General features: G+C 47.7%; 11 protein-coding genes. All 11 read right to left on the bottom strand.

Annotated features, from left to right (window positions below):
• Nucleotides 1–21: 21 nt before the first annotated feature.
• Entirely contained in the window at nucleotides 22–975 is a 954-nt protein-coding gene (locus tag BLR09_RS09775) for a hypothetical protein (RefSeq protein WP_093201026.1), read from the bottom strand.
• Nucleotides 944–2404: a flippase gene (locus BLR09_RS09770; protein WP_093201023.1), complete on the bottom strand. Its 1461-nt coding sequence runs from the start codon at nucleotides 2402–2404 to the stop codon at nucleotides 944–946. Before BLR09_RS09770 ends, BLR09_RS09775 begins: the two co-directional genes overlap by 32 nt.
• Nucleotides 2391–3632, bottom strand: a complete 1242-nt coding sequence (locus BLR09_RS09765) for a protoporphyrinogen/coproporphyrinogen oxidase (RefSeq protein ID WP_093201021.1) — start codon at nucleotides 3630–3632, stop codon at nucleotides 2391–2393. The genes BLR09_RS09770 and BLR09_RS09765 overlap by 14 nt, the downstream gene beginning before the upstream one ends.
• 124 nt (nucleotides 3633–3756) lie before the next feature.
• The gene (gene wzy, locus BLR09_RS09760) at nucleotides 3757–5184 is read right to left on the bottom strand and encodes an O-antigen polysaccharide polymerase Wzy (RefSeq protein ID WP_093201018.1); all 1428 of its coding nucleotides are present in this window, start codon (nucleotides 5182–5184) and stop codon (nucleotides 3757–3759) included.
• Nucleotides 5175–6164 (bottom strand): glycosyltransferase family 4 protein, encoded by a 990-nt coding sequence (locus tag BLR09_RS09755; protein ID WP_394331403.1) that lies wholly within the window; start codon nucleotides 6162–6164, stop codon nucleotides 5175–5177. The genes wzy and BLR09_RS09755 overlap by 10 nt, the downstream gene beginning before the upstream one ends.
• Nucleotides 6165–6211: 47 nt before the next feature.
• On the bottom strand, nucleotides 6212–7294 hold the full coding sequence (locus BLR09_RS09750; RefSeq protein WP_093201013.1) for a glycosyltransferase family 2 protein: 1083 nt from the start codon (nucleotides 7292–7294) through the stop codon (nucleotides 6212–6214).
• On the bottom strand, nucleotides 7285–8343 hold the full coding sequence (locus BLR09_RS09745) for a Wzz/FepE/Etk N-terminal domain-containing protein (protein WP_093201010.1): 1059 nt from the start codon (nucleotides 8341–8343) through the stop codon (nucleotides 7285–7287). Before BLR09_RS09745 ends, BLR09_RS09750 begins: the two co-directional genes overlap by 10 nt.
• A gap of 21 nt (nucleotides 8344–8364) precedes the next feature.
• Complete coding sequence (locus tag BLR09_RS09740; protein ID WP_093201008.1) at nucleotides 8365–10725, bottom strand: SLBB domain-containing protein; 2361 nt, start codon at nucleotides 10723–10725, stop codon at nucleotides 8365–8367.
• A gap of 59 nt (nucleotides 10726–10784) precedes the next feature.
• Nucleotides 10785–11540: a glycosyltransferase family 2 protein gene (locus BLR09_RS09735; protein ID WP_093201005.1), complete on the bottom strand. Its 756-nt coding sequence runs from the start codon at nucleotides 11538–11540 to the stop codon at nucleotides 10785–10787.
• Nucleotides 11541–11545: 5 nt separating this feature from the next.
• On the bottom strand, nucleotides 11546–12973 hold the full coding sequence (locus tag BLR09_RS09730; RefSeq protein ID WP_093201002.1) for a glycosyltransferase: 1428 nt from the start codon (nucleotides 12971–12973) through the stop codon (nucleotides 11546–11548).
• Between the two features lie 111 nt (nucleotides 12974–13084).
• Nucleotides 13085–14902 (bottom strand): translational GTPase TypA, encoded by a 1818-nt coding sequence (gene typA, locus BLR09_RS09725; RefSeq protein ID WP_093201000.1) that lies wholly within the window; start codon nucleotides 14900–14902, stop codon nucleotides 13085–13087.
• Nucleotides 14903–15112: the final 210 nt, after the last annotated feature.

The following is a 15112-nucleotide window of genomic DNA, read 5'->3' as shown; positions in this document are numbered from 1 at the left end:
CATACAAACAAAAATGTCATTTCACTTCCAACGGGATAACTTAATGGGATGTATATAGAGTGTATTGTCCGGAAACCTGCGCCAAAGCTCCGAAAGGCTGTTTGAATAGGAAGACTCGAACAACTCAACATCCTTTGCCGACCAGTAAGTCAATCCCTTCCATTCCATATCAGTTTCTGTCACGACGTTATCAAAGGCTAGACAAGCAGCCGTTGGTACCGCCATCTCGACAAAGAGATTTCTGGCGGAAAAAGCCCCGCAGTATTGCACAAATGACTCCAGGTTGGCGCGAGGAAGGACAAGTAGGTCGACATAACCTCCGAGCAGCGGATATGGTACGCGGCGACTACCTGCTAGGTACCGGAAGTACCTCATTGCCAGTTTAATCTGTGACAGCTTGGTAAAAAGAAAAGACTTATCGTTGCGTTTAGCAGACAGCTCTCCAATAAATACGCTCCTTGGAAGTATGGGCTCAAACTGATAACCGTGCCGTGCAAGCAATATCCGTGCATCTTCCGCCTTTGGCAGATAATTCCAAATATTTATACCGGGAGATTCAAGACGCAGATCAACAGCTTTGGAAATATGCCCCCAGGCCGGTCGAATCTTCCTCCACGGTTGCCCAACTGTCGTATCCGTGAGTTCAAAAATGAAAGGAACAAACGCGGTGGAACTGTCAACCTTAAAGAACTCCATATAATTATGTTCATTAATAGCCGGATGAAGAATCAGGTCATCACCGGCTATAATGAAGTGCTCTGAGCCATTATCCTTCAGGCGATCCAGCGCATATGCCATATATCCCTGAAAATAAAACGAGTCATCAAATACAGAAATCACGTTCTTTTTCTTGCCGGAATAAAAGGGCATGATAAAATATATACTGGAAAACCTGTCACCATATAGCTTCTCCAGCGGCTCTATATTTTTCTCATAGTTGTGATTAAACAGTAGAATTAATGTAACGCCTGACATAAGAAGATACAAGTTTGATTATCTCTATTACAAAAGCCGATCTGAAAATAAATACAGCCGATGCCATAGCAATTGTCCCGTAGATACTCAATATGATTGGTAGCTCAAAAAGCGTCGAAAGCTCAAGCGAACTTAAAAAATAGTGACAAAGAAGCGTTCCAGCAAAGGCCAATGCCATTGACCAAAATAGCCTGCTCTCCGGCTTAAGAAAAAGGAAGCGGGCAGAACTCAGGTACATCATCCCCATCACGGCAAGTTCCGAAAGACATGTCGTAATTGCGCAGCCTAAAATGGAGAACCGGGGGATAAGCAGGAAATTAAATACGACGCTGATCAGCAAACCTACGACGGTAGCATACAGTACTAGTTTTTCTTTGTGTATCGCTACGAGAAACTGTACACTGAATACATTACAAATGCCAATGATCAGTGGAAGTAGCGACAATAAGCGAAGAACATCCGCCGACTTTCCGTACCCTTTCCCGAAAAATGTCGTAAGAATCCATTCTGGAAATACATTACATATCAAGATAAATGGCAGAGAGCCGAGGATTACGATGTTCATCGACTTAGACAGCAGATCTGACATCTTCACGAGGTTTCCTTCTTCGCCAAGCTTCGTAATCTTCGGAAGAAATACCAGCGTCGCACTATTCAGTACTGTCCAGTAAATCTTAACAAGTTTCAGTGGCATAGCATAGAGACTCAGGTGTCCCGGCGAGTCCAAAAACCCAAGAAAAACCGAATCCAGCAATGTATATACGCTGATCGATACATTAATGGAAAAGAACACCAGCAGCGGACGTAAGTGAACTTTCAGTCGCTCGAAGGAGATCGAGAAGGCTATCGGGTAACTACGATAGAAGAATGATATGTTCACAGCCGCATTTAGAAAAACGGATAGCATTGTCACAACCGCGTACACCCGTACATCGTCCGAATTACGGACAAACGAATAAATCAACAGGAGCGACAACGCTTTGATTGTCAACGTTCGGACCGTAATGTACTTGAATCGGGATAATCCCTGAAACAACCATTCAATCAGAAATACACTAAACAGCAAAGTCAGCAGGCCCAACCTGACGAAATAAAAATGACTATTCAGCTCCTCATTCACAACCGCACTGATCCCATAACAAATGCAGGCAATCAGCGTGAACACTATATGAAGCAGAATCAGATCAAAAGTGAGGCTTGCCACCTTGTCTGCATCTTCCTTGGCTTTGGCAATCTCCCGGACACCGTAATAAGGGATTCCAAATGACGCGAGAACGATAAAGTACTGCGTAATTGAGTCTACCCACAAATACGTTCCTAACGCATCTTCATCCAGTACCCGTGTGAGGTATGGAAAAATCATCAGCGGAATCAGAAGAGAGCTGATGGACAACAGATAATTAAAAAAGAGATTTTTAAAGAGCGCCATTCACGTGTTTGCGGATGAGCGTCTCCGCCAGATTCATAGCCTTTTTAATACAAATATCCATGTTATAGTACTCCCATTCGCCAAACCTACCTAACAAATGAAACTCATCACGCTGAAGTCCATCTCGCAATCCGACAACAAGCCTTCGATAGTTGGCGTCGAATACTACATAGGCGTGCTGAGAGACATTATAACTCAAAGGCTCCACCAAAAAGGGATCGGCCTTGCCGGCAAGAATCATCTCCTCCCTTGTTCTGACTCCGACGGCCTCGGTAATAGAGAATGGCTTTACAGGATCCAGGAAGCTGCCTACATGGATATATCGGTGAAAAATAATATCAGGTGAGGGGACATACGTCCATGTATCTTCTGTGCCGGTAGTCCTCCATAGCATAGTGGTCACTCGATTATAAGTCAACCCCTTCGCCAGCTCTGCGAATTCCTCAAAGCCCTGCATCTTTGCCGGAATTTCGTCCAGAGGAGCCGTCGATATCAATATATCATATGACAACTCTCCATTCACCACCCATTTACCCCCAATCCTGGCAATAGATTCTACCGGTGTTTCGAACTGAATAGTTGTATCCCCCCTTAACGCATCAAGAAAAGTATTCTGATTATTGGAATTCGGATAATAAAAATAAGAATGCGGCATAGCATCTCTCATTTCCGAAACAAGGCCGGCAAAAAAGCTCTTTTTATCCGGAAGTGGAAGTTTATCCTTTACCCACTCGTGGCTCATCGATTGAGGTGAGCGATTCCATATTTTCGAATTATAAGGGATGAAATACAGTTCGGCAAGTGTGTCACCGAATTTTCTACGAAACCAATCTTCGAGGTTTGAGTAGGATCCATTATCCTCTGCAGACAGAAAGTCCTTTGTAATCCGAAAGGCGAGTTCTGGATCAAATTCGTTAATCTGCCGGACAGAAAACTCGATTGGATAAGGGACTTTGTGATCATTCAGTTTAATAGAAGCACGACGCTCGACTAAATGCCATTGATCTTTGGACAAAACTTTGTCAAAGACGAAATCCAATACTTCTGGGAATTTGGAATTGAAACAGTGTCCGCCTATCGGATGATATGTGGCTCCGTTTACGGTCTGCGTCCGTGCAATACCACCATGAACTTGTTTCTTTTCCAAAACTTCAACCTCAAAATAGGGTGACAGCAACTTGGCGATGCTCAAACCTGAGACACCAGCACCTATAATTCCTACTTTCATATGTTCTTTCAATGAGTTAACCCAACCTTTTTGTTAGGTTTTCAAGTGACGACTGTATTTCTGTAGGTATATCCCTTTAAATTCGGATAGCTACGCCTGCGACCTGGCAGCCCATTTTAGCAAACTATGAACCAGGCTCCGCTATACTGGTACGAATGCTGAAACGTTTCCACAGCATATAAAACAATAACCAGAAAATTGCATAATAAAGAAAATTTGGAAACACCGTGCAAAAACCTCCGCGAGGTGAAATAACGATAGAAGAAAAAGTAGATAACGCAAGTGCTCTAACAATAACACTTCGCCTCGAATACGACTCTAAAAAAGACACAAAACCACCCCATAGAAGTCCAACTAAAATAAATCCCGTTTTACTGCCAAAAGAATACATTGAAAAGTCTCCAAACATGGACCAGCCTAAAGCATTTCCATTAAAAAAAGCAGTAGAATTCACAGTATATGCCAGGTAATTTCCAATATTTGAATATTGGCTCCCGAATCCTCCTCCAAACAGACTCGTTAGTGCATTAACTCCAGGAAACAGACTCTGAAAATACAATACAGCAGGCCATTCAGAAAACTGGAATGAAAACTCAAATACCATTAATGTAACGCCCTGATCGTGCAAAAAGAATGCCAGCAAATCTATTGGACTAACCGCCATACCATCAAGGCCCACTCCTCTTAGCGTCAAACCAATGAGATACTGTGACGCAAAAACAACGAACACTCCAGCAAGGCCTACTTTAAAAAAAGAGACTTTTTTTTCGTAGTTATGAAAATACCACACGATAAACAGAACGGAGGAAATAAAACTGCTCCGAGTCCCAATCATAAAATAAGCAATTCCAACAACGACAGAAATAGCAAGAGCAATCCGCCGATCTTTTTTATCTGCAATCGCAAAAACAACACCGAATAAAAACACAAATGCTACTTTAAATACAGCAACAATGGACGTAGAATACTCTTCTCCCTGAAACTCATAAAGACCGAGATAACTTCCGGTGGCAAATACTTGCGCAAGAGATTTAAACGTGATACCACAGTAGATAACGCTTATAGCAAAAAAAGCACGAGCGATTTGTTTTCGATTAGTATACATCCACTCTTTAAACGGCGATTTCAGCTCCGGAAGTGCATCATAATCAAACAGACACTTCTGCAATAAATATCCGAGATGAACGACAACAAATGACAGAATAACATAATACATTAATCGGATTTTCTCCAAATCACTGGGATAATAGTTATTACTGACAGGTGAGCTAAACGGATCCGAATCCAGGATAAAATGCGCATAAAATCTCCCACAAATAAATACATTGGAAGTAATAAAAAAGAGTCCATAAATGGACAAAAAAGAAGATACCCTAAATATTGACAATGCAATAACAGCGAGTGTCACATAAAGCCACGCAAGATAGCGATTCAGAAGAAAAACCGTTTCACTTTCCCAATCGTAAAGAAGTACAGCTACAGCGATGCACGTAAAGACGATCACGTGCATTGCAATTTCTTTCCTCTGAAGAGAACTATCATCTACAAGCATGCTCTGTAAAGTTTCAGATAAGATTCGGTCATTGCATCAAGCGAATACTTTATACTCAGTTCTTTCATCCGGGCGCGTATTACCTTCCGCCTGGCATATGTCTTTTCAATCGCACGTACAAGATCCTGAATATCTCCTAATTCAAAAAAACCTACTTCCTCCTCTGTAAAAATAGAACGGTGAGTCGGAATTCCAGAGCATACAATCGGTTTTTCAAAGTAGATCGCCTCCAGCAAGGCAAGTGGAAATCCCTCTGAAAAAGACGGCAGAACCGAAATGTCCACATATTTCAGAAAGCGGTAGGAGTTTTCCCTGAAACCGCCCCATAGAACGCGGTCTTCAACTCCACCCAGACGCGCCAGGTCACGCAGGTTTTCGGCCTCCTGGCCGTCGCCTAGCACAAGAGCGGCAAAACCCGGGAGAGATGGCAACGCTCTGATGACCTGGTCAATGCCTTTACGGGGAATCAGTTTAGCTGAAATTCCTAAAACTGACAGATTCCGGGCCGACCACCCGTCAAGTACCGCTTTTTCTGTCTCTGTTATTTCTGGTTCGAACCGATCCACAAATTTGGCATTGTGGATCACACACATCCTGTCAGAACGCAGGTAGGACCGGTAGTACTTTTCCATGTCATCCGTCAGTTGAACAACCATTCGGAACCGCCGCCAAATTTGAATCCAAAGTGAACCGAAAACGACCGACACAATTTTTCCGTAGAACATCGCAAAATCCTGATATACATAGCAGTGCGCTGTAGAGATTTTAGGCTTACGAAAAAAAACACCCCGGACGAGATTATAGATATCCGGCCGGAACGAATGAGAGTGAATGATATCATTATTTCTAAATGGTTCCGAAGAGAGGTAGCTAATCCGCTTTGTCGGACATTTGAAATTTATCCCTTTCAAGTCGTCAAAATAATAGACAGTTACCTCATAGCCCCGCTCAAACAGCTCGTCTGCCAGGGTCTTTACCATGAGAACCGGACCAAATGCTCGCAGGGAAGCAACAATAAAAGCAATTCTCATAGCCTATATTTTCGAACCTCTGTCCGTGATTTAATAATCGTACATATAACCCAATACATGTTTCGACTGAGACATACCTTCCTGAATTTCCAAACAAGCGGGATACCCATAAGCATCGTAGGTACACTTCCAGCAGCCAATACGTAATAGACGATCATCCGCAGGAAGCGGGCCGCTACCCATCGATCTATTTCTCGACAATCTTCATCGCTAATAGTGTAGCACTTGACGAATGTATCTCTGAGAACTTCTAACTGGGAAAGCGCTTCGGAAATCACCGTAAAAGATGATGATGTTTTTCGCTTTGACAGAATCAGCAAGTGTAAATCTTTTCGCACATGGATCTGAAGAAAATGCAAAATGTTTTCCTTCGAAATCAAAAGCTGATTCTTATTCTGGATATCCCGAAAGAGGTGTGATACACTTTGCGTATTCCGACGATAATACAACAGATAATCTCCGATTACTTCGATTACCTTTCCTTTACGAAGCATTCGGCTCCACAAGTCATAATCTTCCGAATGAATTGTTTCCGGCTCATGCCTGTATCGTTCTGAAAGCAGCACGTCACGCTTACACAGCGCACCCGGATGTAGCACCGGATTCTCGATCAGCGAGACAAAAAGAATAGGCAGGAAACCGGTAACGCTGAAGTTAGTGTTCAGGCTATGGAAAGAGTTATCTTCATTTAGATATAAACAGAAACAGGAAACAACGTCGACGTTTTTTTTCACCAAGTAATCCACCTGTTTCCTGATCCGGTCCGGATGGCACACATCATCTGCATCCATCCTTGCTATCAGGCTCCCACGGCACTGATCCAAACCGAAATTCAGCGTCCAGATAAGCTTTTTATTTTCCTCATTCCGGTAATACTTCACCCGATCGTCTTCCTGGGTCAGCAGCCGGAGGATCTCACCGGTCCTGTCAGTCGAACAATCGTCGATTGCAATGACTTCGAGTTTCCGGTAGGTCTGATTCAATACAGAGCGGACAGCCTCTTCGACGAACTTCTCCGCGTTGTAGCAAGGGATTACTACAGAAACAAGCGGATCTATCGCCGGCAGGTCTAATTCCATTTAACCTCCGAAATAAATGACAAAACGGCTCCGGCCATCACTCCAAAAATGAACCCATAAATCACCATCCGGGTTCGCTTGGGGCTACTTCTCTTCAACGGTACTTCAGCAGGATCCAGTACTTTGATAATCGGGGTTTCTTCCCTCATTTTCAGGTTAGCCTGCTCATACTGCCGGGAGAGCTCGGTAAAAAGCGTCTGAGCTGTCAGGCGTGAAGCTTCAAGGTCTGTTTCGCTGGAAGTAGACGCCGATAAAAACGGATTTCGGTTACGGTCCCGATACGACCGAAATCTCCTGTCCGCTTCGTCCAACCGGCCCTTCGCCTGATCCATCTGGGCCTTGAGAAATTCGACCTGCTTGGCCTGTTTGCCGCTCCGGTAGTTGAGCATGTAATCCGTCAGGTATTCGGCCGAAAAGCCGGCAATCATCGCCGCGGCAACCGGATCCGGCATTGCTACTCCGATCGAAATAATCCCTGTTTTCTTATCCAGGTTCGCGCTGATACGTGTTGAGAGGCTCTCGACGATTCTTTTCCGCTCTCTGGAAAGCATCACAACTCCTCCCGGCAGCGGCGACGTAATAACGACCGGCTTCTTTTCTTCTTCACTTTCGGACGACATCCAGCCAAAGATCGCTGATTTCACTCCATCGATCGGCGAATGCTGGCTTTCGAGGAGTTGCTGGACCGTCATCGCCTTTCCGTTTTTCGTCGTCACTTTGTAATCCGCCAGTTTTAATAAAAACGGACTACTTTCCAGTACACTCGGATACAGGTCAGGACGAATCGCTTCGGATACCTGCGCATTATCAAGATTAATACCGGCCAGATCTGCCAGCGCCTTGAATCCGCCAATCGTGCTTTTACTCTGCATCTCCGGAAGCAGCTTTACGCTGGAGTTATACTCTTCCAGTACCATGAGGGAATACACAGCTGACAGCCCTGCACATAACACTGCCGCCACCGCGATCTTCCATTTATTTCTTCCGAGGAAACCCGTAATGTCCGATATTCTGAAAAAGACGCTGCTCGGGTTCTGGGTTGTTTCCATATTTTACCAGGTAAGGGGCGATTAATTATTTCTCAAAATGGCAGCCAATATCGATCCAGTAGCGATTACCAGCGATCCGATCAACGAGAAAATAGCGATCCGTTCCGTGGGCTCCATCTTCCGGCGTTTCGTTTCATCCACCGCCGGAACCGTAATCACCGCGCCAGGTTCCACATGAGGATAAGATCGGAAAAAGAGAATCTTACGGGTACTGGCAATCTTACCGTTTGCATAGGTGACATATACCCGCTTCCGGATGGCTTCCGAGGTAAACCCTCCCGACTGAGATACGTAATCTCCCACGCTGGATGTCCCGTAGTTAACAGTAGCCGGGTTAAGTACAGCTCCGGTAATCCGGACGAGCTCGTCCTTTTGCGGAATAATGAGGGTATCTCTATCTTCCAGACGGAGGTTATCAATGGACTCCGGATGTTCGGTAATCCGATTCAGATCAACTGCCACGAGCTCGCCTTTCCGGAAAAACCGGGCAGCTTTCAGGTAAGCGCGCAACTTCAGACCGCCAGCCCGCTCGATAAGATCTGATACGCGCTCGTCACGGGTCCGAATGGAATACGAACCGGGGAAATTCACCTCTCCTTGAATCACGACTACCTTCTGCACTTCATAAAGAGGGGAGCTTCGGACAAACACCGCATCAAAAGGCTGCAACCGGAAAGAAGCGTCTTCGGTATTGATTTTGAGACTCTTATCAAGGTTCAGAACAAATACCTGAACATTGGCTGCATCGGCAGTTGTCGCTGTGTCCGTTTTAATCCGGCGGGATACTTCAATCCGTGACGAAACCGCTCCCTCCTTGAATCCACCGGCGAGCACAATGAGATCTCCGATACTCATGTTTTCCGCATATTCAAACGCTCCGCCGTTGTTGATCGCACCGCCAATCGAGACCGTATAGGCTTCGCGAAGCTCATTGATCGACTTGATCGTCACAATATCCTGGCGTTTCAGCGGGATATCGGCGATCTCTCCGCGAAGCAGCTTACCCAGGTCAAAGGAAATATTCTCGGTATCAAGGTTTTCCTTTTCCCGGCGTATAAAGGCGCGGCCTAGGAAAGCATCTCCACGAACGCCATCTGCCTTTTCGACCAGTTGCTTCACCGTCCGGACAGATTCATCTAGCGCAAATTCTCCCGGACGAAATACGGCACCGGAGATTTCCACACGGTTTTCATAACGGTTCAGAATCGTTCCAACCGATATCTTGTCGCCATTCTGAAGGGCGAAATTTGAAAAACCCGCCTGATCGACATTCACGACCTTCAATTCACGCGATGTATTCCGGCGAACGGATATATTCGCTGAGTAGGCCTGATCGGTAAACCCTCCGGCAAACCGGAAAACATCTTTCAGTGTTTCCCCAGGCTTGATTTCGAAGATCATTGGGCGTCGGACCTCGCCCCGCAGTTCTACCCGCGCGGCATAGTCCGGAAAGACCAGAACATCTTGGTCCCGAAGTCCTATGTTGTCCTTTTCGTCTCCGTTGAGGAGGAAGTCATAGAGATCAATCGTTCGGATGATTTTATTGTCGCGCCGGAGCTGAATGCTACGAAACGTTCCGTTCGCATTTGGTCCTCCCGACTGATAAATGGCATTGAACACAGTCGCCAAAGATGAAATCGAATAGCTTCCCGGCCGAACCACTTCTCCGGTGATCGTTACACGGATCGTACGAATATTACCAAGTGTTACCTGAATGCCCACGCCGGGCATGGAGTACAGCTGACGGAGACGGCCGGCAATCTTATTACGGGCTTCCTCGATCGTCAGTCCCGTCACCAGAATCGGACCGGAATTTTCGAGCTTCACAGCTCCTTCCGGACTGACCTTCAGGCGATACGTCTGGACGGAGCTGCCGAAAACTTCGACATTGATTTCGTCCTCCGGGCCCAATATGTAATTCTTAGGAGTGGCAATCCGGAGATTGGGTTCGAAGGATATGCCTGCCTCCCGAAAAAAGGCTGAGCCATATACCTGCTTTTCCAGACCGACTGCAACGACCGAATCAGAAGCTATTTTTTTGGATGGCGTCTGGGTCAGAGTAACTGTAGCTTTCTTGGCTACCTCCTCGGCCTGAAAGCGGGACGTCTCCGTTTCTTCGGAAAGGCTGGATTCTTTTTTGACTTGTCCAGACTTGATCTTTGCGATCCGGTCCCGCATTTTAGCAATATCAGAAGGGGTATAGCCACGCTGAAGAGCCATTTGCTCAATCTGCGCTTCGCTCAGACCACTTGACTGCGCTTTCTGGAGAAATTCCTGAATCTGATCATCTGATAATTGTTCCACCTTTGCCGGAACCTGCCCGACGGCTATGTAGCTTATAAGGAATAGAAAGGTAACAAGGTGGGAGAAGATACGTAACATTTACAGGTAGCTGGTTGAATGAATTGAGCACGGCACTCCCCTTATAAGACGCGTGCCGACTATAAAAACTGCCTTAAACGGTGAATAAACTTTCGATAATGGAATGACAAAGGAACTCTTAATCCATGAATTGTCCAAGCTTTCATATTCAATCGGTGTTGGGTCAGAATATTTTTGATACTCCGGTTTGACTCCCCTCCGATCCGCATATGCACGAGGTAGTCGTTTATCCACCAAACGGGTACCTTCTTTACTTCTAACGCCCTGAACGTGAACTCATAATCCGCTCCCAGCCTGAAATTCAGGTCTAAATAGCCGATCTCTTCATAGACGCTTTTCTCGAGAAACAGTGTCGGGTGAGGCGGCATTTCTCCTCCCGGAAAAAAGGTCTTGTCATACGGCCGCGACTTCCAGTCCCGGATGACCTTTTCCAACCCCTTATCCATGTATTTCAGGTTACCGTAAACGCCGCGGACGCCGGGATGCTCCCGGAACGCTGTTACTACCCTGCTGATCACATCAGGGCCGGCATAGACGTCGTCTGAATTGAGAATACCGACGATGTCGCCGGTCGCCGTCCGTAAGCCCTTGTTCATCGCATCCCACAGGCCGTTGTCACGTTCGCTGATGAGGATATCCACGTGCGAGCGGTACGGCGCTACTTTTTCCAGCGTACCGTCTGTCGACGCTCCGTCGATGATTACGTACTCGATATTCGGATAGTCCTGCGACAGTACCGACCGGATGGTATCCTCAATGGTTTCCGCGCCGTTGTACACGACCGTCACGATGGACACTTTCGGGTAGTCAGTCATACGGGTCAGATAAATTTCAATTTACGCGCGGCAAATGCACACATTCTCAGCAGAATAAAGCCATGCTTGAACCGCGAAATGTTGGTATCGCCATAGGTACGTTCGCGGTAGCGGATCGGTACCTCGACGATCTTCAGGTTGAGCTTGAACGCCCCGAAAATGAGGTCGAAGTCACCGAACGGATCAAAATCCCCGAAAAACTTACGGTTTGCGATCAGGCGGTCGTAGTCCCGCCGGAAAATTACTTTGGTTCCGCAGAGGGTATCCTTAAACGGCCGGTCGAGCAACCAGGAAAACAGCAGACTGAAAAACTTGTTACCCAGCAGGTTGAGAAAACGCATCGCCTTTTTTTCCATCGGGTAAACAAGGCGGGATCCATTGACGAAGTCGCCTTTCCCGGATGAAATGGCATCATAAAACTTCGGCAGGTCTTCCGGTGGAACGGTCAGATCCGCATCCAGAATCATCAGGATATCACCGGTCGCGACGGCGAATCCGTTTCGCACGGCATTGCCTTTGCCTTTTCCGTCCTGCTGAAGGATTTTGATGTCGAACCGGTCCCTGTATTGCGCATAAATCCGCTGAATCGTCTCCCAGGTATCATCCGTCGAATTCCCTTCCACAAAAATGATCTCCTGGTGCTTTCCGAATTTCGGCATCCGGAGCAGGGCATTTTCGATGTTTCCGCTTTCGTTCCGCGCCGGAATGACGATGCTGGTTGAAAAGCGATTTTCCCAGTCCTTCACCTCCTTCAGCGGTTTGGCGAAGCTGTACTGGTTGATCGACAGGTGCCGGACAACGGGAAGTTTCGCCACATACTTGTTCAGCACGTGCGAAACCAGGGGAATGTACACGGGGCAGAGCATCCGGAGGCTGTTCCGGTATACGTCAAATCCTGCCAGGTAGAGCAGGTTATTGACGTCCATCCGGGAAAGCCAGTTTTGCCGGGGTGTGCTGCGTTTCAGTCCAAGCTTTTCGGCCAGGCGGAGAAACGGCTCCCACAGGAAATTGTAATACGTCACAATGACTTTCGTCCGCTCGTGGCATACCCGGTGCAGCTGGGCGAAGAGGGCTTCGACGTCGTCTACATACCCGATCAGGTTGGAGATGACGATGAGGTCATACGGTTCGTCGTCCAGTTGCAGCGTCATCGCATCCATTACCTCAAACGAAACCTCCGGAAACGCTTTTTTCGCACCGGCAATCATGGTTTTGCTGAAATCGATTCCCTTTTTCCGGTTACCGCGGATCTGGCCGATGAGCTCGCCGGTGCCGCAGCCTATTTCGAGCACAGAAAGCTCCTCATGGGCGAAGTAATCACAATAGTTCGTGATCTCATTCCAATAATACTGGCGCTTCCGGCGGTACGCCGCCTGACCCGGGGCAATCGACTCAAAATAAGGTAAATGCGAATGCTGAAACACAGATGACATGGTACGTGAATGGTAACGCGAAATAAGCGACGGTTTTTCCTTACACAAAAAAAGGCAGACCCCAAGTGATCTGCCTTTTGTGTTACACCGGGAACGGGGTGTTCCCGGTTATTATGCTTCCGCGAAAACGCCTTTGCTTTCGGCGCGCTTGCGGTCGTTTTCATCCAGGAAAATCTTCCGCATACGCATCGATTTCGGGGTGATTTCGAGGTATTCGTCTTTCTGGATGTATTCGAGCGAATCTTCGAGGGAGAAATTCACCTTCGGTACGATCCGGACGCTGTCGTCAGATCCGGATGCCCGCATGTTGGTGAGCTTCTTCGCTTCCTGGAGGTTCACGACGATGTCGTTGTTCCGGTTGTGTTCGCCGACAACCATCCCGGTGTAGACTTCTTCACCGGCGTCGATGAAGAACCGTCCGCGGTCCTGGAGTTTGTCGATCGTATACGCCGTAGCCGTACCGGTACCCTTGGAAATGATGGATCCGTTGATCCGGCCCGGGATGGGGCCCTTGAACGGTTCGTAGGCCCGGAACCGGTGCGTCATGACCGCCTCCCCGAAGGTAGCCGTCAGGACATCGGAACGCAGACCAATAAGCCCGCGGGAAGGAATGTTGAATTCAAGGTGCTGAACGTCTCCCTTCGGTTCCATGATCACGAGCTCGCCCTTGCGTTGGGTGGCGAGTTCGATTACTTTACCGGCGGTAGCTTCGGGAACGTCTACTACCATGAGCTCGATCGGCTCGTGGCGAACGCCGTCTACGTCCTTGTACAGTACCTGGGGCTGTCCTACCTGAAGTTCATAACCTTCGCGGCGCATGGTCTCGATCAGGACAGACAGGTGAAGAATACCGCGGCCGAATACCAGGAAGCGGTCTTCGCTGTCAGTCGGCTTCACGCGCATGGCCAGGTTCTTTTCGATTTCCTTGAAAAGACGATCCCGGAGGTGGCGCGAGGTAACGAACTTACCTTCCTTACCAAAGAACGGTGAGTTGTTGATCGTGAACAACATACTCATCGTCGGCTCGTCTACCGCGATCCGCTCGAGCGGAGCCGGGTTGTCGAAGTCCGTCAGGGTGTCGCCGATTTCGAAGTCTTCGAGACCGGTTACGGCACAGATATCGCCGGCGCTGACTTCAGCCACTTTCACGCGGCCAAGGCCTTCAAACAATTGAAGTTCCTTGATCCGGACGCGCTTCACGGTACCATCCGCTTTGCAGAGGCCCATCGAAGCGCCTTCTTTCAGGGTACCCTGGAAGACACGGCCGATGGCGATCCGGCCGGTGAACTGCGAGTAGTCCAGGGAAGTAACCTGCATTTGCGGGATACCTTCCGGGCTCGGAGCAGCCGGGATATGTTCGAGGATGACGTCGAGCAGGGGCGCGATGTCTTCCGTCTTCTTCTTGTAGTCAAGGCTCATCCAGCCGCCCTTTCCGGAACCATACAGGGTCGGGAAGTCGAGCTGCTCTTCGGTAGCTCCGAGGTTGAACATGAGGTCGAATACCTGCTCATGTACTTCGTCGGGGCGGCAGTTTTCCTTGTCGACTTTGTTGACAACGACAATTACCTTCAGACCGAGGGAGATGGCTTTGGACAATACGAAACGCGTTTGGGGCATGGGGCCTTCAAAGGCATCGACGAGGAGACAAACTCCGTCGGCCATCTTGAGTACCCGCTCTACTTCCCCGCCGAAGTCGGCGTGGCCCGGCGTATCGATGATGTTGATTTTGACGTCCTTATACCGGACGGATACGTTTTTGGCAAGAATGGTAATACCGCGTTCCCGCTCGAGGTCGTTGTTATCGAGGATGAGATCGCCGAATTCCTGGTTCTCGCGGAAAAGCTTGCTGAAGTGGATGATCTTGTCAACCAGCGTCGTCTTCCCGTGGTCAACGTGCGCAATGATGGCAATGTTACGGATACTTTGCATCGGAGAAGAAAGTTTGTACGTTTAGGTTATCCGCTTCATTTACCGACGGGCTTTTTTCAGCCCCCTACCTCCCGTTCCGGGGCAGTTGACAACAGATGTACGGATAACGTCCTATGAAAATGCCCGCAAAGGTACGTATTTATAACAATATTATCTTATGGTTCTCCATAAAAATTCGCTAACTGTTTGATTTAAAACATCATCATTTCT

The organism is Siphonobacter aquaeclarae, assembly GCF_900103285.1.
Classification (GTDB): domain Bacteria; phylum Bacteroidota; class Bacteroidia; order Cytophagales; family Spirosomataceae; genus Siphonobacter; species Siphonobacter aquaeclarae.
This window is presented reverse-complemented; position numbering and strand designations above follow the sequence as displayed.